The sequence below is a fragment of the Herbaspirillum sp. NPDC101396 genome (assembly GCF_044767365.1).
Lineage (GTDB): Bacteria > Pseudomonadota > Gammaproteobacteria > Burkholderiales > Burkholderiaceae_D > Herbaspirillum.
The window spans coordinates 588674-607394 of sequence record NZ_JBIWNT010000003.1; the positions used below are offsets into that span (position 1 = coordinate 588674).

15 protein-coding genes and 3 tRNA genes are annotated in these 18721 nt (G+C 61.6%); 10 read left to right on the forward strand and 8 right to left on the reverse strand.

Features of this window, described 5'->3' with window-relative positions; genetic code table 11:
* Positions 1–70: 70 nt before the first annotated feature.
* The 6 genes from ACIROY_RS12455 to metG form a co-directional block, all read right to left on the reverse strand.
* Positions 71–1372: an ABC transporter substrate-binding protein gene (locus tag ACIROY_RS12455; protein WP_402272738.1), complete on the reverse strand. Its 1302-nt coding sequence runs from the start codon at positions 1370–1372 to the stop codon at positions 71–73.
* Between the two features lie 63 nt (positions 1373–1435).
* Positions 1436–2488 carry an ABC transporter ATP-binding protein gene (locus ACIROY_RS12460; protein ID WP_402341818.1) on the reverse strand — a complete coding sequence of 351 codons (1053 nt, stop codon included), beginning with the start codon at positions 2486–2488 and terminating at the stop codon, positions 1436–1438.
* Positions 2489–2543: 55 nt separating this feature from the next.
* Positions 2544–4100 (reverse strand): glycerol-3-phosphate dehydrogenase, encoded by a 1557-nt coding sequence (glpD, locus tag ACIROY_RS12465; protein ID WP_402272732.1) that lies wholly within the window; start codon positions 4098–4100, stop codon positions 2544–2546.
* The gene (locus ACIROY_RS12470; RefSeq protein ID WP_402272730.1) at positions 4100–5143 is read right to left on the reverse strand and encodes a sugar-binding transcriptional regulator; all 1044 of its coding nucleotides are present in this window, start codon (positions 5141–5143) and stop codon (positions 4100–4102) included. Before ACIROY_RS12470 ends, glpD begins: the two co-directional genes overlap by 1 nt.
* Positions 5144–5360: 217 nt before the next feature.
* Entirely contained in the window at positions 5361–5840 is a 480-nt protein-coding gene (locus tag ACIROY_RS12475) for a GNAT family N-acetyltransferase (protein WP_402342022.1), read from the reverse strand.
* Positions 5841–5867: 27 nt separating this feature from the next.
* Positions 5868–7931: a methionine--tRNA ligase gene (metG, locus tag ACIROY_RS12480; protein WP_402341819.1), complete on the reverse strand. Its 2064-nt coding sequence runs from the start codon at positions 7929–7931 to the stop codon at positions 5868–5870.
* Between the two features lie 230 nt (positions 7932–8161).
* Here metG and apbC point away from each other — a divergent pair, with 230 nt between their 5' ends.
* From apbC to ACIROY_RS12515, 7 genes are all read left to right on the forward strand, one after another.
* The gene (apbC, locus tag ACIROY_RS12485; protein ID WP_402341821.1) at positions 8162–9250 is read left to right on the forward strand and encodes an iron-sulfur cluster carrier protein ApbC; all 1089 of its coding nucleotides are present in this window, start codon (positions 8162–8164) and stop codon (positions 9248–9250) included.
* A gap of 78 nt (positions 9251–9328) precedes the next feature.
* A complete protein-coding gene (locus ACIROY_RS12490; protein WP_402272722.1) occupies positions 9329–9757 on the forward strand; it encodes a DUF4399 domain-containing protein in 429 nt (142 codons plus the stop codon).
* A gap of 122 nt (positions 9758–9879) precedes the next feature.
* Positions 9880–11292 carry a glutamate--tRNA ligase gene (gene gltX / locus ACIROY_RS12495; RefSeq protein WP_402341823.1) on the forward strand — a complete coding sequence of 471 codons (1413 nt, stop codon included), beginning with the start codon at positions 9880–9882 and terminating at the stop codon, positions 11290–11292.
* 73 nt (positions 11293–11365) lie between these two features.
* Positions 11366–11441 (forward strand) — tRNA-Ala (locus ACIROY_RS12500).
* A 109-nt stretch (positions 11442–11550) separates the two neighbouring features.
* Positions 11551–11626 (forward strand) — tRNA-Glu (locus ACIROY_RS12505).
* 46 nt (positions 11627–11672) lie between these two features.
* Positions 11673–11748 (forward strand) — tRNA-Glu (locus ACIROY_RS12510).
* A 594-nt stretch (positions 11749–12342) separates the two neighbouring features.
* Positions 12343–13134 carry an enoyl-CoA hydratase-related protein gene (locus ACIROY_RS12515; protein WP_402272718.1) on the forward strand — a complete coding sequence of 264 codons (792 nt, stop codon included), beginning with the start codon at positions 12343–12345 and terminating at the stop codon, positions 13132–13134.
* Positions 13135–13206: 72 nt separating this feature from the next.
* Here ACIROY_RS12515 and ACIROY_RS12520 read toward each other — a convergent pair whose 3' ends face one another.
* Both ACIROY_RS12520 and ACIROY_RS12525 read right to left on the reverse strand, forming a co-directional pair.
* Complete coding sequence (locus tag ACIROY_RS12520; protein ID WP_402341825.1) at positions 13207–13788, reverse strand: DJ-1/PfpI family protein; 582 nt, start codon at positions 13786–13788, stop codon at positions 13207–13209.
* Between the two features lie 82 nt (positions 13789–13870).
* The gene (locus ACIROY_RS12525) at positions 13871–14788 is read right to left on the reverse strand and encodes a LysR family transcriptional regulator (protein WP_402272714.1); all 918 of its coding nucleotides are present in this window, start codon (positions 14786–14788) and stop codon (positions 13871–13873) included.
* Between the two features lie 174 nt (positions 14789–14962).
* Between ACIROY_RS12525 and ACIROY_RS12530 the strand changes: the two genes are divergently transcribed.
* The 3 genes from ACIROY_RS12530 (at position 14963) to mmsB (ending at position 18695) form a co-directional block, all read left to right on the forward strand.
* Positions 14963–16177, forward strand: coding sequence for an ABC transporter substrate-binding protein (locus ACIROY_RS12530; RefSeq protein WP_402272712.1), 1215 nt, complete (start codon positions 14963–14965; stop codon positions 16175–16177).
* A gap of 82 nt (positions 16178–16259) precedes the next feature.
* On the forward strand, positions 16260–17768 hold the full coding sequence (locus ACIROY_RS12535) for a CoA-acylating methylmalonate-semialdehyde dehydrogenase (protein ID WP_402341827.1): 1509 nt from the start codon (positions 16260–16262) through the stop codon (positions 17766–17768).
* Positions 17769–17801: 33 nt separating this feature from the next.
* The gene (gene mmsB, locus ACIROY_RS12540; RefSeq protein ID WP_402341829.1) at positions 17802–18695 is read left to right on the forward strand and encodes a 3-hydroxyisobutyrate dehydrogenase; all 894 of its coding nucleotides are present in this window, start codon (positions 17802–17804) and stop codon (positions 18693–18695) included.
* Positions 18696–18721 lie beyond the last annotated feature (26 nt).

Here is an 18721-nt window from a genome sequence, read left to right on the forward strand (position 1 = left end):
GGTGCAATGCCGGTGCAGGAACCTGTCCCTGCACCGGCGATTGCAGACCTTTGCTTCGCCAAAGCGTCAATTAACGATTCCAGCTGCGCAGGATGCGATCGGATTCACGTTGCGCATCCTTCAGTGCCGCTTCCGGCGTCTTGGTGCCGGACAGAGCAGCCTGCAGATTGTCGTTCAGCGCCTTGGTGACGCGCTGGTTGTCATGCGTCGACAGTTCGGCCACGCCGTACTTCATCTGCTCGCGCGCCACGGCGGCGGCCGGCACTTCCTGCAGGTACTTCTTCATTTCCGGCGTATCCCAGGCGTCCTGGCGCGGCGCCACATAACCGGTGGCGATCGACCATTGGGCCGCGCGTGCAGGCTCGGTGGCGAAGCGGATGAACTTCACGGCAGCTTGCTGCTGTTCCGGCGAGGTCTTGTTGAACACGTAGAAATTGCCGCCGCCGGTCGGGCTGCCCGGATGCTTGTTGGCCGGCAGCATCGCCACGCCGAACGGGAAGCTGGCGTTGGCGCGGATGTTGGTCAGGTTGCCGGTGGTGGTCCAGACCATCGCGGCCTTCTGTTCGAGGAAGTCCTTCGGCGTGGTGCCCCATTCGATCACGCCGCTTGGCATGACTTTGTGTTTGGCCGACAGGTCGACCCAGTATTGCAGCGACTCGACTGCGGCCGGCTTGTCGAAGTAGGTCTTGGTGCCGGCGGTGTTCATCAGCGCCGTGTCGTTCGGCGTGGTCAGGCCCTGGAACATCCAGTAGGTGAAGCCGGTCGATGGAATCTTCAGGCCCCATTGCGAGACGTTGCCGTTGGCATCGCTCTTGGTCAGCTTCTTGGCATAAGTGATGGTCTCGGCCCAGGTGGCCGGCGCCTTGTCCGGATTCAGGCCGGCTTCCTTGAACAGGTTCTTGTTCCAGAACATCACGATGGTGGAGCGCTGGAACGGAATGCCCCAAGTCTTGCCGCCGGTCTGGCTGTTGTCCATGAAGCCCTTGTAGAAGCCTTCGATCCACTTCTTGTCTTCCGGCTTGTTGGCCAGGCCGTCGATCGGCACGATGGCGTTTTCATCGATCAGCGTGAACAGGTCGGTCGACAGCAGCACGGCCAGCGTCGGCGGCGTGCCGCTCTTGAACGCGGTCAGCGCCTTGACGATGCTTTCCTGGTAAGTGCCGGCGTAGACCGCCTTGATCCTGACGTCGGGATTCTGTTTTTCGAAATCGGCGACCATGGTGTCGATGGTCTTGGTGATCGGGCCGCCCACGGCGACCGGATAATAGAAGGTCAGTTCGACCGGATTGGCGGCGAATGCCGGAGCGGCGAAGGCGCCTGCGACGGCTGCTGTCACTGCTGCGGCCATGGATTTCAGAATGACTCTACGCATGTTTGTCTCCCAATTTAGTTATGGTGGTACGTCTGTCGTGCAAAGCAAAAGCGATGAAAACGATTACATCGGAAGGCGACGCAAGCCCGATTTCCGGTCGAAGAAATACTGGCTGCCACGATCCCAGCCGAGCTGGACCGCATCGCCCGGCACCAGCGTCAGCTGGCCCGGCACGCGCATGAGCAGCGAGGCCTGGCCGACGCGGCAGCCGACGATGGTGTCGGCGCCGAAGTATTCGATCGTGTCGACGGTGGCGGCAATGCCTTGCTCAACCAGATGGATGTGCTCTGGGCGCACGCCCAGTTGCCATTCTTCATCAACGTTGTGCGGATGGATCACCGGACCGCTGCTGCCTTCGATGACAAGGCCGGCGGCGCTGTTCGACAGCGGCAGGATGTTCATCGGCGGCGTGCCGATGAAGCGCGCGGCGAACACTGAAGCAGGTTGCGCATACAGTTCGGCCGGCGGCGCGTTCTGTTCAATCTTGCCGTCGCGCAGCAGGATCACCTGGTCGGCCATGCTCATCGCCTCGGTCTGGTCGTGCGTGACGTAGATCATGGTCATGTTGAGCTGCTGTTGCAGGGCGCGGATTTCACGGCGCATTTCCTGGCGCAGCTGGGCGTCGAGGTTCGACAGCGGCTCATCCATCAGGCAGACCGGCGCATCGGCGATAATGGCGCGGCCCAGCGCCACGCGCTGTTGCTGGCCGCCCGACAACTGGCCTGGACGGCGGTCGAGCAGGTGGCTCAGGCCGAGGATGTCGGCGACGCGCTTGAGGCGTTCGTCGAAATGCTTGGCCGGCTCCTTGCGCACACGCACGCCGAACAGGATGTTGTCGCGCACGTTGAGATGCGGGAACAGCGCATACGACTGGAACACCATGGCGATTTTGCGTTGCGCCGGCGGCAGGTTGGTGACGTCGCGCTCACCGATGCGGATGGCGCCGGTGGACGGCGTATCGAGGCCGGCAATCAGGCGCAGCGTGGTCGACTTGCCGCAGCCGGACGGTCCCAGCAACACGGTGAAGTCGCCCGACTTCACTTCGAAATCAATGCCTTTTACTGCCTGGGCGTCTCCCCAGTTCTTGGTAATGCCCTTGAGCGAAATTGCTGCCATCGCGGTGTCCCCTCGGTAAAGAAATGAATGGTGATGCAAATCAATGCGGTCGCGCTCAGGTCTGCGCCATCTGTGCGGCCAGGTGTTTTCGGATGGTGCAGTGTTCGTCGAAATAGGCGGCGAACTCGGCGCGCTGTTGCTCGCTCATGTGCAAGCCGCACTTGGTGCGGCGCCACAGGATGTCGTCCGGCTGGTAGGCCCATTCGTGCGTGATCAAGTAATCGACCTCGCGCTGCACCAGGCCGCCGCCGAAGTCGCGGCCGAGTTCGGCCGGCGTCTGCGCTTCCTTGAGGATGACGTGGGCGATGCGGCCGTGGCGACCGAACAGGCGAGTCAGGAAATGGGCGTCGAGCTGGGCGTATTTCTTTTTCAGGTAATCCAGTTCCTGGGCGCGATCGGCGCGCTTGAACTTGCCGCCGGGCAGGGCTTCGTCCTTGCTCCACGGACCGCGACGGGTCTTGGTCCAGGGCGCCAGTTTCTCCAGCACCGATTCGGCCAGGCGACGGTAGGTGGTGATCTTGCCGCCGTAGACCGACACGCAAGGCGTATTGTCCGCATCCTGCAGCACCAGCGTGTAGTCGCGCGTGACGGCCGAGGGATTGTCGGATTCGTCGTCGAACAGCGGGCGCACGCCGGCGTAGCGCCAGACGATGTCGGCGTGGGCTATCGGCTTGGCCAGGTATTGATTGACCGCGCGCAGCAGGTAGGCTTCTTCGTCAGCGCTGATCTTGGCGCCGTTATCCATGTTCTCCTGCGGCACATCGGTGGTGCCGATCAGCGTGAACTTGTCTTCATAGGGAATCATGAACACGATGCGCTTGTCGTCGTTCTGCAGGATGTAGGCATGCTCGCCGGCGAACAGGCGCGGCACCACGATGTGGCTGCCGCGCACCAGCTTGACGGCGGCGTGCGCCTTGCCTTGCTGGGCCGGATTAAGCAGCTGGTCCATCTTCGCCACCCACGGGCCGGCGGTGTTGACCACGGCGCGTGCGGTGAGCTGCTTGCGCACGCCGGTGACGGTGTTCTCGACTTCGCATTGCCATTGGCCGTTGCTGCGTTTGGCGTCGACCAGGCGCGTGCGGGCGAAGATATCGGCGCCGTGTTCCTGTGCGCTCAGCAAATTGAGAATCACCAGGCGGGCGTCGTCGACCCAGGCGTCGGAATAGGCGAAGCCGCGCGTGATGTCGGCGCGCAGGCCGCTTGGCGCGCTCATCCGGTCGAGCGCGATGCCTTCCGAATGCGGCAGCGTGATGCGGCCGCCGATATGGTCGTACATCCACAAGCCGAGGCGGATCATCCAGCGCGGGCGCAGGCCCTTGACGTGCGGCATGACGAAGCGCAGCGGCCACGCAATGTGTGGTGCGATGTTGAGCAGGTGTTCGCGCTCGGCCAGCGCTTCAGCGACCAGGCGGAATTCATAGTATTCAAGATAGCGCAGGCCGCCGTGGATCAGCTTGGTGCTGGCCGAGGAGGTGGCGCCGGCGAAATCGTTCTGCTCGCACAAGGCGACCTTGAGGCCGCGCCCGGCGGCGTCGCGCGCCACGCCGGCGCCGTTGATGCCGCCGCCGATGATCAGGAGATCGTAGGTTTCTGAAGTGGTCGCTGTACTCATTACTTTGCTCGTTTGCGGTTGGTTTTGTTGTTTGCGGTCTTGCCGGCAGGCGCTTCCTGCATCGCCTCGTTCTTGTCTTCGTCCAGTTGCTGCACCAGCAGGCGGGCGGTGGGCTCGTCAATCACCAGTTCATTGATGAAGCCGCCCAATAGTGCTGCGCGCAGGCCCGGGATCTTGCCCTTGCCGGATACCACGCAGATCGAATGCGCGGCGCGCTGAAAGCGGTCGAGGTCGGGGCCGCTGCTGCGCGCGTTGAGCGCCACGTCGCGCCAGCTGCCGTCGTCGCGGAAGAACACGGTGGCGATGTCGCCGACCACGTCGTCGCGGCGGATGTCTTGCTGGTCCTGTTTGTCGAGGTAGCCACCGGTGTGAATGTGGCTGCCGGTTTCGGCCGCGCCGATGCTGAACAGCAGGATGGTGGCGTCGTTCTGCAGCGTGCGGATGGCCTTGATGCTGCGCTCACGCCACAGCGCGGTGCGCGTGTCGGCGTAGTCGAAGAAGGCCGGCACCGGGAAGCTGTGGGCGCGGCCGCCGTAGTTCTGGGCGAAGCGCGACACTAGCGATTCGCCGAAGGTGTTGACGATGTTGGCGCCGGCGCCCGAACCATTGAGCTGGACCACGTCGACGTCGTGCACTGCCTTCGGACTCAGGTTGTCGGCAATGGCGGCGACAGTGTTGCCCCAGGCCAGGCCGATGACGGTGGACGGTTGCATCAGCGTATTCAGGTAGGCGGCGGTGTGCGCGGCGACACGCTGCATGCTTTCGCGCTCGGTGGCGGCGGCCGGCACCGGCACCACCTGGATCGAGCGCAGCGGATAGTGTTTGGTGATGGCGGCTTCGAGATTGCCCGAGAGTTCCTGCGGATCATGCACGCGGATCTCGACCAGGCCGTTCTCCATGGCGTACGACAGCAGCCGCGACACGGTCGCGCGCGAGGTGCCGATCTCTTCCGCGATGGCCGCCGTCGTCATGTTCTGGAAATAGTACAGACGCGCGACGCGCACAGCGGAATAAGCAATATCCTGACGGTCTGTGGTTGCCATTTTGTCTTTGAACAGATGATCATTGTTGTTGAACGTTTGTACAATAATCGAATTGATTCGAGAAATCAAGCCTGAGCCTTGACGCCGTGCAGCATCGGCGAGCACGTGCGCGCCGGCAAGATGACGATGGGAAGCAGCGCGGCGGGAAAGAAAAACCGTCGTGCGCGACTGCGATTGCAGCGCGGACGACGGCTCGGGGCAAGGCTGAGGCAGGGAGTTAGTTGCGCAGCCAGCGACGCATCACGATGGGCGACGGCTCCATCGGATTGGCGCGGGTGTATTCCAGTTCAGGGGCGATTTCAAAACCGAAGGCGGCGTAGACGTCGAGCAGTTGTTCCTGATCGCTGCGGACCGCCAGGCGCAGTTCGCCAATGTCGGCGGCCAGGGCGCGATGGATCAGGGCCTCCATCAGATGTTGCGACAGGCGTTCGCCACGATAGTCGGGCAGGATGCCCATGCGCAGGATTTCCCAGACGTCGAGTTCGGTGTCCAGCGGCAACCAGCGCACCGAGCCGGCCGGTACGTCGCCGCGCAGCAGCACGAAGCCGCCGCCGCGTTGCAGGTCTTCGGCGACGCGTTTGGGTTCTTCACGGTGGCCGCTCGAACTGGGCGCAACCTTGTTGGCCCAGCTGCCGCGCGTGAGCTCGGCGATCAGCTCCGCATCGTCGACGGTGGCTTCACGAATCAGAAGGTCAATGTCTGCCATGGCGAGTGATCGCTGAGATTAACGAACCCGCATGCCCGGCTCGGCGCCCGGCCACGGATTGAGCACATAGATGCCCGGCTTGGCTTTTTCATCCTTGGCGGAAGCGGCCAGCACCATGCCTTCGGAAATGCCGAACTTCATCTTGCGCGGCGCCAGGTTGGCGACCATCACGGTCAGCTTGCCGACCAGCTCTTCCGGCTTGTAGGCCGAAGCGATGCCGGAGAACACGTTGCGCGTCTTGCCCTCGCCGGCGTCCAGCGTCAGGCGCAGCAGCTTGGTCGAGCCTTCGACGGCTTCGCAGTTGACGATCTTGGCGATGCGCAGGTCGATCTTGGCAAAGTCGTCGATGCTGATTTCAGGCGCGAGTTCTTCGATGCCGGCATCAGCCGTTTCGGCAGGCGCGGCAGCGGGCTCGGGCGCATCGAACAGCGCATCGAGCATCTTCGGATCGACGCGCTGCATCAGGTGGGCGTAAGCGTTGATGACGTGGCCGTCAGGCAGCGCGGTCTGGACATCGGCCCAGGCGAACGGCGCCACATTGAGGAAGCCCTCGACCTGCGCGGCCAGTTGCGGCAGCACCGGTTTCAGGTACACGGTCAGGATGCGGAAGGCTTCCAGCAGGCGGCTGCAGACTTCATGCAGTTGCGCGTCCTTGGCGGTGTCCTTGGCCAGTTCCCATGGCTTGTTGGCGTCGACGTAGGCGTTGATGACGTCGGCTTGCTCCATGATCGCGCGCAGGGCCTTGCCGTATTCGCGTTGTTCGTAGAGCGCCAGGATGTCCGGTGCGATGCCGCGCAGCTTGGCCAGGAAGGCATCGTCGGCAGTTGCCCACGTGGTCGACAGCTTGCCGTCGAAACGCTTGGCGATGAAGCCGGCGGCGCGGCTGGCGATGTTGACGTATTTGCCGATCAGGTCGGCATTGACGCGTGCCACAAAGTCGTCAGGGTTGAAGTCGACGTCTTCCACCTTGGCGTTGAGCTTGGCGGCAATGTAATAGCGCAGCCACTCCGGATTCATGCCGATGTCTAGGTAGCGCAGCGGCGAGATGCCGGTTCCGCGTGACTTTGACATCTTTTCACCGCTGACGGTGATGAAGCCGTGCGCGAACACGTTGGTCGGCGTCTTGCGGCCGGCGAACTTGAGCATGGCGGGCCAGAACAGCGTGTGGAAATACGTGATGTCCTTGCCGATGAAATGATATTGCTCGGTCTTGTCGTCGGCCATGAAGGCGTCGAAGTCGCGGCCGGTCTTCTCGAAGTAATTCTTCAGCGAAGCCAGGTAGCCGATCGGCGCGTCCAGCCAGACATAGAAGTACTTGCCCGGCGCGTCAGGGATTTCAATGCCGAAGTAGGGCGCGTCGCGGCTGATGTCCCAGTCGCCCAGGCCGCTCTCGCCATCCAGCCATTCGCGGCACTTGTTGGCCACTTCCGGTTGCAGGCGGTTGTTGTCCAGCGCCCATTCGCGCAGGAAGGCCACGCATTTCGGATCCGACAGCTTGAAGAAGAAGTGTTCCGACGATTTCATCACCGGTGTTGCGCCCGACAGTGTCGAGTACGGATTCTTCAGGTCGGTCGGCGCGTAGACGGCGCTGCAGTTCTCACAGGAGTCGCCGTACTGGTCCTTGGTGCCGCACTTCGGGCATTCGCCCTTGATGTAGCGGTCCGGCAGGAACATGCTCTTGACCGGGTCGAAGAACTGGTCGATGGTCTTGGTCGTGATCAGCTTGGCATCGTCGCGCAGGGCGCGGTAGATGTCTTGCGACAGCTGGTGGTTTTCCTGGCTGTCGGTCGAGCTCCAGTTGTCGAAGGCGATGTGGAAGCCGTCCAGGTATTGCTTGCGGCCGGCCGCGATGTCGGCAACGAACTGCTGCGGCGTCACGCCGGCTTTTTCAGCCGCGATCATGATCGGTGCGCCGTGGGCGTCGTCGGCGCCGACGAAATGGACTTCATTACCCTGCATTCGTTGGACCCGGACCCAGATATCGGCCTGGATATATTCCATGATGTGGCCGATGTGGAACGCGCCGTTGGCGTAGGGAAGGGCGGTGGTAACGAAAAGTTGGCGTGGCGATGAAGTGCTCATTGGCAATGCGTGCTTGGGTTGGTGATCAGGAAAGAGGGTCATTTTAGCAGCCGCAGGGGCTTTGGCGCAGGGTTGATCCATAAACTAGCCGCAAACAAGCCGGAAGCAAGCCGGTGAAAACGGCGATTTTCATGTTTGCATGGCAATTTTTCGTGAAGCTTGCCGTATCGATGCGGCAACCCCGGCGCTGCGATTGGTTTAGACTTGCGGAAGTCAATCAAGGAGAGGTAATGAGCATCACCGCAGAAGTCGTCAAAGCAGCGCTGTCCCAGGTCATCGATCCCAACACCGGCAAGGATCTGGTGGCGGGCAAGTCGGTCAAGAATATCCAGGTCGCCGGCGCCGACGTCGCCTTCGACGTCGAGCTGGGCTATCCGGCCAACAGCCAGATCGAACCGATCCGCAGCGCCGCCGAAGCCGCCGTGCGGACCGTGACCGGCGTCGGCGCGGTCAAGGCCAACGTCTATTTCAAGATCGTCGCGCATGCGGTGCAGCGCGGCATCAAGCTTAAATCCAACGTCAAGAACATCATCGCCGTGGCTTCCGGCAAGGGCGGCGTCGGCAAGTCGACCACCGCCGCCAACCTGGCGTTGGCGCTGGCCGCCGAAGGCGCGCGCGTGGGCATCCTCGACGCCGACATCTACGGTCCGTCGCAGCCGATGATGCTGGGCATCGACGCCAAGCCCGAGACCAAGGACGGCAAGACCATGGAGCCGCTGGAAAACCACGGCCTGCAAGTGTCGTCGATCGGCTTCATGATCGATCCGGACGAGCCGATGGTGTGGCGCGGCCCGATCGTCACGCAGGCCTTGCAGCAGCTGCTCGACCAGACCAACTGGCGCGACCTGGACTACCTGATCGTCGACATGCCGCCGGGCACCGGAGACGTGCAGCTGACGCTGTCGCAGAAGGTGCCGGTCACCGGCGCGGTGATCGTCACGACGCCGCAGGACATCGCCTTGCTGGACGCGCGCAAGGGCCTGAAGATGTTCGAGAAGGTTGGCATCCCGATCCTGGGCATTGTCGAGAACATGAGCACGCACATCTGCTCCAACTGCGGCCATGCAGAGGCGATCTTCGGCAGCGGCGGCGGCGAGAAGATGTGCGCCGACTTCGGCGTCGACTTCCTCGGCGCCTTGCCGCTGACGATGGCGATCCGCGAGCAAACCGATTCCGGTCGTCCGACCGTGGTGGCCGAGCCGAATGGCGCGGTGGCGGAAATTTACAAGAACATCGCGCGCAAGGTCGCTGTCAAAGTGGCGGAAAAAGCCAAGGACATGACCAGCAAGTTCCCGAGCATCGTGATCCAGAACGACTGATCGATTTATTGGTCGGTCAATGCCGGTGACGCCATGGGGGGAATCCCACTAACGTAGAACGCAGCAAGGAGAATTGCCATGACATCCCTGAAATCCCTGACATTCCGCCCATCCCGATTCGTCACGACCCTGTTCGCCGCATCCGTCCTGTTCGCCGCGGCAGCCCAGGCGGCCGAGCCGTCGGTGTCGTTCACGGCGCCGATGGACGGCGCCGTCGTCACCAGTCCGTTCGACGTCAAGTTCGCCGTCACCGGCATGGAAGTCAAGCCGGCCGGCGAGATGGCGCCCAACACCGGCCATCATCACCTGCTGATCAACACCGGTCCGATCGCCAAGGGGACGCCGATTCCGATGGACGACACCCACCTGCATTACGGCAAGGGCCAGACTGAAGCGAAGGTGACGCTGCCGCCGGGCAAGTACAAGCTGACCATGCAGTTCGCCGACGGTGCGCACCAGTCCTACGGTCCGGCTTTGAGCAAGACCATCAACATCACCGTCAAGTAAAACCACGCGTCGCCTGCCGTCTGCCGTCGCTGCGTTCCATCGCAGCGGCTGACGCGGTAAAATGGCGGCTTTCCGATCAGACTGACAACGGCTTTGGCGTTCCAAGGCCGTTTTTATTTATCATGACATCCACAGCCCCTACCACTCCCGTCCGCACCCGCTTTGCGCCCAGCCCGACTGGTTATCTCCACTTGGGCGGCGCACGCACGGCCTTGTTCTCGTGGGCTTATGCGCGCCGTTTCGGTGGCACCTTCATCCTGCGCGTTGAAGACACCGATCTGGAGCGTTCCACCCCGGAAGCGGTGCAGGCCATCATCGAGGGCATGCAGTGGCTGGGTCTGGCGCATGACGAAGGCCCGTTCTATCAGATGAAGCGCATGGACCGTTACCGCGAAGTGGTGGCGCAGATGCTGCAACAGGGCACCGCCTACCATTGCTATTCCTCGCCGGAAGAAGTCGAAGCCATGCGCGAACGCCAACGCGCCGCAGGCGAGAAGCCGCGTTACGACGGCACCTGGCGCCCCGAAGACGGCAAGACCTTGCCGGCGATCCCCGAAGGCCGCAAGCCGGTGGTGCGCTTCCGCAATCCGCTCGACGGCGACGTCACCTGGGACGACGTGGTCAAGGGCCCGATCACGATTTCCAATCGCGAGATGGACGACCTGGTGATTGCGCGTCCGGACGGCACGCCGACCTACAACTTCTGCGTCGTGGTGGACGATTGGGACATGAAAATCACCCACGTGATCCGCGGTGACGACCACGTCAACAACACACCGCGCCAGATCAACATCCTCAAGGCGCTGGGCGGCACGCTGCCGCTGTACGGCCACGTGCCGATGATCCTCGGCGCCGACGGCGAGAAGCTGTCCAAGCGCCACGGCGCGGTCAGTGTGATGGATTATCCGGCGCAAGGTTTCCTGCCGGAAGCCATGCTCAACTACCTGGCGCGCTTGGGCTGGAGCCACGGCGACGAAGAAATTTTCTCGATGGAACAATTCTGCGAGTGGTTCGACCTCGACCATTTGTCGAAGTCGCCGGCACAATTCAATCCGGAAAAACTGGCCTGGCTCAACAACCACTACATCAAGCTGGCCGACAACGAGCGCCTCGCTGCGCTGGTGCGTCCGCTGCTGGAAAAAGAAGGCGCGCAGTTCGACGGCGCGCCGGCGTTGGCGCAGGCCATTGCATTGCTCAAGGAGCGCGCCAATACCGTCAACGAACTCGCTCCTGCGGTGCTGATGTTCTATCGCCAGCCTGCACCTGATGCTGCACTGGTGGCGCAACACATCACCGACGCCATCAAGCCGGCGTTGCAGGATTTCGCTGCACGCTGTGCGACGGTGGAGTGGAGCAAGGCGGCGCTGGGCGCAATGATCAAGGAAGTGCTTGCTGCCCACACGCTGAAGATGCCGTTGCTGGCGATGCCATTGCGCCTGATCGTGGCCGGTCAGTTGCAGACGCCGGCGATTGACGCGGTGTTGGAATTGTTCGGCCGCGAAGCGGTGCTGGCGCGTTTGCAAAACTATTTGTAATAAAGAAGAGGGTTTTTCCGAAAACCCTCTTGCTATTTACCAATGCATGTTGCATAATCTCGCTTCTTCGCAAGGGGGTATAGCTCAGCTGGGAGAGCGCTTGCATGGCATGCAAGAGGTCAGCGGTTCGATCCCGCTTACCTCCACCAGCGACTCAGTAGTAACTGAGTAGTAGAAGTAGCAGTAAGATGCAGGTAACAAACTGTGATGCCACACAGTCGTAGTACGGTAACAGCTGCGGGACATGATGTATGCGATGTCCCCATCGTCTAGAGGCCTAGGACATCACCCTTTCACGGTGAGTACGGGGGTTCGAATCCCCCTGGGGACGCCAGCTTTTACAAAGTGCTATTGAATGGTTACTGCAGTACAGGACAATTGTCCCCATCGTCTAGAGGCCTAGGACATCACCCTTTCACGGTGAGTACGGGGGTTCGAATCCCCCTGGGGACGCCAAAACAAAAATGCCCGCTTATGCGGGCATTTTTATTTTGACGTCCCCAAGTGATGTGCCTGCGCACATCACGCGGGGGATTCGAAGGGTTTCGCCTGCTGGCGAAACCGCGGCCTGCCGAAGGTAGGCGAATCCCCGGACGCGCAGCGTTCGTTAGCCGACCGGCGATCTCGCTCAAAACGAAAATAATCCCAAGAACAAAAAGCAATGTTTCGGCAAAGCCGAAACGAGCACGCCCGCAAAGCGGGCGAACCGGCGGTCGAGCCGACGCCGTCAATTAATCAATCCAAGAAAAACAGCAATGTTTCGGCAAAGCCGAAACGAACGCGCCCGCAAAGCGGGCGAACCGGCGGTCAAGCCAACGTCGCAAAAAAATAAGTCAAAGAACAAACAGCGATGTTCCGGCAAAGCCGGAACCAGCACGCCTGCAGAGCAGGCGAACCCCGCCGCAAATCCAGCAACCACCACCACCTTTGTCCTTCCAAAGACAACCCATCCCCCCATTTCCCGCTAATCTCCTCACCCACATCCCCTTGATCGCATTTTTCTTTTACCATCAGCCATCAAGCAATCAATAAAAGACAAAGGAGCCCACCATGAGCCAAGCCGCCGATCTGACCATCGACGAGCGCGGGGTAGCCACCATCACCCTGAACCGCCCCGAAGTCCACAACGCCTTCGACGACCTGCTGATCGCCCATCTGATCGACCTGATCGGACAAGCGCGCGACAATCCGCAAGTCAATGTGCTGGTGCTGGCCTCGACCGGCAAATCCTTCTCCGCCGGCGCCGACCTCGGCTGGATGCGCCGTATGGCCGACGCTTCGCGCGAAGACAATCTCAAGGATGCGCACCAGCTCGCCGCGCTGATGGAAAACCTCAACAATTTTCCATGCCCGACCGTGGCCCGCATCCAGGGCACCGTGATGGGCGGCGGCGTCGGCCTGGTATCCTGCTGCGACGTCGCGATCGCCAGCGACAATGCCTTCTTCGCCTTGTCGGAGGTCAAGCTCGGCCTGGCGCCGGCCGTCATCAGCCCCTACGTGATCGCCAAGATCGGCACCTCGCAGGCGCGTCGCTACTTCGTCACGGCGGAGCGCTTCTCGGCCATCCGCGCCGCCGCCATCGACCTGGTGCATGAAGTGGTGCCGGCCACCGAGCTGGAAGCAAAGACCGAGCAAATCATCGCCACCTTGCTGGCCAACGGTCCGCAGGCAATGCGACGCGCCAAGGAATTGGCGCAGGTCGCCAACCCCTTGCCGGCCACGCCGGCGCTGCGCGATTACACCACCGGCGTGATCGCCGATCTGCGTGCGTCGGAAGAGGGCAAGGAGGGTTTGCGCGCCTTCCTCGAAAAAGAATCACCGGCCTGGATTACCAAAGCCTGAGCGGCATCTGCAGTAAATAAAAAAGCCGCAGCCCGTCACAGGCTGCGGCTTTTTAACGGGCGAAGCGAAAGACTACAGCTTGATCTCCGTACCCAACACCTTGAGGAATTGCGCCAGCCATTCCGGATGACCCGGCCAGGCCGGCGAGGTGACGAAGTTGCCGTCGGTGATGGCGCTATCGACAGCGATCTCGGCATAGTGGCCGCCGGCCAGTTTGACTTCCGGTGCGCAGGCCGGATAGGCCGAAATCTTCTTGCCTTCGATCACGCCCGCCGCCGCCAGCAATTGCGCGCCGTGGCAGACCGCCGCGATCGGCTTCTTGGCTTCGGCGAAATGGCGCACGATGGCGATCACCTTGGCGTCCAGGCGGAGGTATTCCGGCGCGCGCCCGCCGGCGATGACGATGGCGTCGTATTTGGCCGGATCGACCTCGTCGAAGCTGGCGTTGAGAGCGAACTGGTGACCCGGTTTTTCGGTATAGGTCTGGTCGCCTTCAAAGTCATGGATGGCGGTCTTGATCTTGTCGCCCGCCTTCTTGCCGGGGCAGACAGCGTGCACGGTGTGGCCGACCATTTGCAGCGCCTGGAACGGCACCATGGTTTCGTAATCTTCGGCAAAGTCGCCGGTCAACAATAAAATCTTCTTTGCTGCCATGCTGATCTCCTTGTGTTCGAGCCGGGGGGGGCTCAGGTGGGATTGCGAACAACTCAATACAATGCGCGCTGGTTGCGCGTTCTCATTTCATCCAGGTCATCTGACGCGACCTCCCCATCAAAAATTCCTTATTCGGTTCCATGCAGTCGCGCAGGTAACTCCACAGCGCCGACACCCGCGCCACGTGCCGCTGCTCGCTGGCGGCGACCAGCCAGAACGAACGCTTGATCTCGACTTCATCAGGCAACACAGGCACCAGGTCATCCGACTGCTGGGCCAGGAAGCAGGGCAGGATCGCCAACGCCTGGCCGCTGCGCGCCGCCGTGTACTGTGCAATCACGCTGGTGCTGCGGAAGGCGCGAAACGCCTCGGGCGCGATGTTTTCCTTGTAGCGCAGCTCTTCACTGAACACCAGATCGTCAATATAGCCGATGAAGGCGTGCGGTTCGAGATCGGCCACGCTGCGCACGGGTGGATGGCTGCCCAGATAGCCCGGGGTGGCGTACAGCCTCAAGGCATAGTCCGCCAGTTTCGTGACAACGTAATTACCGCTGACCGGCCGCTCGATGGTCACGCTGATGTCGGCCTCGCGCTTGGACAGGTTGACGAAGCGCGGCATCGGCAGCATGTCCACCGAGATGTGCGGATTGCGCGCGCAGAAGTGGGCGATATGCGGCGCCAGCACGAAGGTGCCGAAGCCTTCCGTCGCGCCCAGGCGCACCTGGCCCGACAACAGCCTGTTATGGCCGCCCAGTTCTTCGGCAGCGGCGTAGACCGTGCTTTCTATCTTTTCCGCGTATTCGACCAGACGGTAACCGTCTGCGGTCAGGCTGTAGCCGTGGTTGTTGCGGTCGAACAGCTGGCTGCCAACCTGTTCTTCAAAGCGCTTGATGCGCCGCGATACGGTCGAATGATCGATGCCGAGTTTCTTGGCGGCATCAACCAGGCCCTGGCTGCGTGTAAGTTCGAGGAATACCCGCAGGTTGTCCCAATCCAGCATCTTGTCTCCGTTGTACGTGCTTGTGCATTGTTGTGAGCCGTTTGCATTGCGTTTGCAATTATGCAAAAGGCTTTTGAATTATTGGCTATTGTAACGATATTAACGCACATGCAAAATGAGGCTCGAAATCGCCGCAGAGCAATTTCATAAAAAACATATAAACGAGGAGACTCAATGCAAAAGAACATCCGCGCCGGCCTCGCCGTCGCCGCGCTTTCCCTGACCTGTATTGCCGGCGCCGTCCAGGCGCAAAATTCAGACACCGTCAAAATCGGCATCCTGACCGACATGTCCGGCCCGTACTCCGCCATGGGCGGTCAGGGCTCGGTAGTTGCCGCCAAGCTGGCGATCGAGGATTGCCTCAAGGCCGAATGCAAGGGCATGAAAATTGAAGTCCTCTCGGCCGACAACCAGAACAAGCCCGACGTTGGCGTCACGCGCGCGCGTGAATGGCTGGACCGCGACAAGGTCGAGGCGATCGCCGACCTGACCAATTCGTCGGTGGCGCTGGCCGTGCAAAAGCTGATCAAGGAAAAGGGCGGCATCGCCATGTACAGTGGTCCCGCCACCGGCGCGCTGACCACGGCCGAATGCGCGACCAATGGTTTCCACTGGATGTTCGACACCTATTCGCAAGCGGCCGGCGCGGCTGCTGCGCTGACCAAGCTGGGCAACAAGTCCTGGTATTTCGTGACTGTCGACTATGCCTTCGGCCACTCGCTGGAGAAGGATGCGTCCGACGTCGTCAAGGCCAACGGCGGCACCGTGCTGGGTTCGGTCCGTCATCCGCTGAATGCTTCCGACTTCTCGTCCTTCCTCTTGCAGGCGCAGGCTTCCAAGGCCCAGGTGATCGGCCTGGCTGACGGCGGCACCGACGTCGTCAATGCCATCAAGCAGGCGCGTTCGTTCGCCGTGGGCGGCAAGGATCAACGCCTGGTGGCGCTGCTGGTGTTCCTGTCCGACGTCCATGCCCTCGGTCTCGATGCAGCCCAGGGCCTGGTCTACACAGACGGCTTCTACTGGGATTACGACGAACAGACGCGTGGCTTCTCCAGGCGCTTCGAAGCGCAGTTCAAGAACAACAAGCCGACCATGGTCCAGGCCGGCGTGTATTCCAGCGTGTACCACTTCCTGAAGGCGCGCGCCGCCGCCAAGACTTCGGACTGGAAAGTCGTCTCGCAAAAAATGCGCGAGATCCCGATCAGCGACGTTGTCATGCGCAACGCCTCGATCCGTCCTGACGGCCGCGTGATCCATGACATGTACCTGTACCAGGTCAAGTCGCCGGCTGAATCCAAGGCGCCCTGGGATTACCTGAAATTGCTGTCGACCATTCCTGCGCAACAAGCCTTCCGTCCGATGGACGCGGCCTGCCCGCTGGTCAAATAAGTTTTTCCGGGAGTCGTGTTTTACCTGCCATACATCTCCGACACGACCCCGGTTTCTTCTTCATCACTATGGAAAATGCATCATGAGCCAAGCCAATATTCCTAACGTTCCCCTGTACATCAACGGTGAACACGTCCAGTCGACTTCGAAAGAATGGCGCGACGTGATCAATCCGGCCACGCAGGAAGTCGTCGCGCGCGTTCCGTTCGCGACCAAAGAGGAAGTCGACCGCGCCGTCGCCAACGCCAAGGAAGCGTTCAAGACCTGGCGCAATACTTCGCTGGCGCAACGCATGCGCATCATGCTCAAGTTCCAGCAACTGCTGCGCGACAATATCGCACCGCTGGCCGAGATGATCACCCGCGAACACGGCAAGACCCTGCCCGACGCCGAAGGCGAAGTCATGCGCGGCCTCGAAGTGGTTGAGCATGCCTGCTCGATCACCTCGCTGCAATTGGGCGAACTGGCCGAGAACGTGGCCGGCGGCGTCGACGTCTACACCATTCACCAGCCGATCGGCGTGGGCGCCGGCATCACCGCGTTCAACTTCCCGGTGATGCTGCCTTGCTTCATGTTCCCGATCTCGGTCGCCTGCGGCAACACCTTCGTGCTGAAGCCGTCCGAGCAGGATCCGACTTCGTCGCTGTTCCTGGTTGAACTGGCCAACAAGGCCGGCCTGCCGCCGGGTGTGCTGAACGTGGTTCACGGCGGTCCGGAAGTGGCCAACATGATCTGCGACCATCCCGATATCAAGGCCGTCTCCTTCATCGGTTCGACCAATGTCGGCACTCACATCTATCGTCGCGCCAGCGAAGCCGGCAAGCGCGCGCAGTGCATGATGGGCGCCAAGAACCACTGCATCGTGATGCCTGATGCACCGAAGGACCAAGCGATCAACAACCTGCTCGGCGCGGCATTCGGCGCCGCCGGCCAGCGTTGCATGGCCAACTCGGTGGTGGTCCTGGTCGGCAAGACCAAGGAATGGATCCCGGAGATCGTCGAGCGCTCCAAGGCCATGAAAGTCGGCCCGGGCAGCGATCGCAAGGCCGACGTCGGCCCGCTGGTTTCCAAGGCTGCCAAGGAACGTGTCGAGCGCCTGATCGGCGTCGGCGTGGAGCAGGGCGCCAAGCTGCTGCTGGACGGCCGCAATTGCAAAGTGCCGGGCAACGAGTCCGGCAACTTCGTCGGCCCGACCGTGTTCACCGGCGTCAAGGCCGGCATGGACATCTATGAACAGGAAATCTTCGGACCGGCGATGTGCATCGTTGAAGTCGAAACCCTGGACGAGGCGATCGCTTTCATCAACGCCAATCCGAACGGCAACGGCACCTCGATCTTTACCTCGTCCGGTTGGGCGGCGCGCAAGTTCCAGAATGAAATCGACGTCGGCCAGGTCGGCATCAACGTGCCTATTCCGGTGCCTGTGGCGTACTTCAGCTTCACCGGCTCGCGTGCTTCCAAGCTCGGCGACCTCGGCCCGAATGGCAAACAGGCAGTGATGTTCTGGACGCAGACCAAGACCGTGACGGCACGCTGGTACGCACCGGACGAAGAAGCAGGTCAGGTCAACACGACGATTTCGCTGAAGTAAGCAGCCAAAGACGAAGAGGAAGAGGAGAACAACATGAGCGCCGATATCGTTTTCATTGGCCTGGGCAACATGGGCTTGCCCATGGCGCAGAACCTGGTCAAGGCGGGTTATTCGGTCAGCGGGCATGACCTGGTCAAGGCCAGCGTCGACAAGCTGGTCGAGAGCGGCGGCGTCACTGAAGCCGACGCCATGGCTGCAGTAACCAAAGCCAAGGTCGTCATCACCATGCTGCCGGCCAGCAAGCACGTCGAATCGATTTACCTCGGCGACAAGGGCATCCTGGCCCACATCAAGCCCGGCACCTTGCTGATTGACTGTTCGACCATCGCGCCGGAAAGCGCCCGCAAGGTCGCCGCCGCTGCGCTGGAAAAAGGCTACACCATGCTGGATGCGCCGGTCTCCGGCGGCACCGGCGGCGCCACCGCCGGCACGCTGACCTTCATGGTCGGCGGCACCGACGACGGCTTCGGTCTCGCCAAACCTTATCTCGAAAAGATGGGCAAGGCGATCTACCACGCCGGCGCCAGCGGCAGCGGCCAGACCGTCAAGGTGTGCAACAACATGTTGCTGGGCATCCTGATGATCGGCACCTCCGAAGCGATCCGCCTCGGCATCGCCAATGGCATGGACCCCAAGGTCCTGTCGGAAGTGATGTCCAAGAGCTCGGGCCGCAATTGGACGCTGGAAGTCTACAATCCTTGCCCCGGCGTGATGGAAAATGCGCCGGCATCGAAGGGCTACGCCGGCGGTTTCGGCGTCGACCTGATGCTCAAGGATCTGGGCCTGGCGGTGGAGAACGCGCTGGCGACCGGCAGCAGTGTGCCGATGGGCGCACTGGCGCGCAATCTCTACGACATCCACAGCAAGTCGGGGTCCGGCGGACTGGATTTTTCCAGCGTGTTCAACATGCTGGCAAAAGCGAAGTAACGAGAAATTGTTGCTGCTGTACTGAT

What these genes read in the sequence shown, in the direction of transcription:
- ACIROY_RS12455 (WP_402272738.1), bottom strand. Translation starts at nt 1,372, where the DNA reads ATGCGTAGAGTCATTCTGAAATCCATGGCCGCAGCAGTGACAGCAGCC.
- ACIROY_RS12460 (WP_402341818.1), bottom strand. Translation starts at nt 2,488, where the DNA reads ATGGCAGCAATTTCGCTCAAGGGCATTACCAAGAACTGGGGAGACGCC.
- glpD (WP_402272732.1), bottom strand. Translation starts at nt 4,100, where the DNA reads ATGAGTACAGCGACCACTTCAGAAACCTACGATCTCCTGATCATCGGC.
- ACIROY_RS12470 (WP_402272730.1), bottom strand. Translation starts at nt 5,143, where the DNA reads ATGGCAACCACAGACCGTCAGGATATTGCTTATTCCGCTGTGCGCGTC.
- metG (WP_402341819.1), bottom strand. Translation starts at nt 7,931, where the DNA reads ATGAGCACTTCATCGCCACGCCAACTTTTCGTTACCACCGCCCTTCCC.
- apbC (WP_402341821.1), top strand. Translation starts at nt 8,162, where the DNA reads ATGAGCATCACCGCAGAAGTCGTCAAAGCAGCGCTGTCCCAGGTCATC.
- ACIROY_RS12490 (WP_402272722.1), top strand. Translation starts at nt 9,329, where the DNA reads ATGACATCCCTGAAATCCCTGACATTCCGCCCATCCCGATTCGTCACG.
- gltX (WP_402341823.1), top strand. Translation starts at nt 9,880, where the DNA reads ATGACATCCACAGCCCCTACCACTCCCGTCCGCACCCGCTTTGCGCCC.
- ACIROY_RS12515 (WP_402272718.1), top strand. Translation starts at nt 12,343, where the DNA reads ATGAGCCAAGCCGCCGATCTGACCATCGACGAGCGCGGGGTAGCCACC.
- ACIROY_RS12520 (WP_402341825.1), bottom strand. Translation starts at nt 13,788, where the DNA reads ATGGCAGCAAAGAAGATTTTATTGTTGACCGGCGACTTTGCCGAAGAT.
- ACIROY_RS12525 (WP_402272714.1), bottom strand. Translation starts at nt 14,788, where the DNA reads ATGCTGGATTGGGACAACCTGCGGGTATTCCTCGAACTTACACGCAGC.
- ACIROY_RS12530 (WP_402272712.1), top strand. Translation starts at nt 14,963, where the DNA reads ATGCAAAAGAACATCCGCGCCGGCCTCGCCGTCGCCGCGCTTTCCCTG.
- ACIROY_RS12535 (WP_402341827.1), top strand. Translation starts at nt 16,260, where the DNA reads ATGAGCCAAGCCAATATTCCTAACGTTCCCCTGTACATCAACGGTGAA.
- mmsB (WP_402341829.1), top strand. Translation starts at nt 17,802, where the DNA reads ATGAGCGCCGATATCGTTTTCATTGGCCTGGGCAACATGGGCTTGCCC.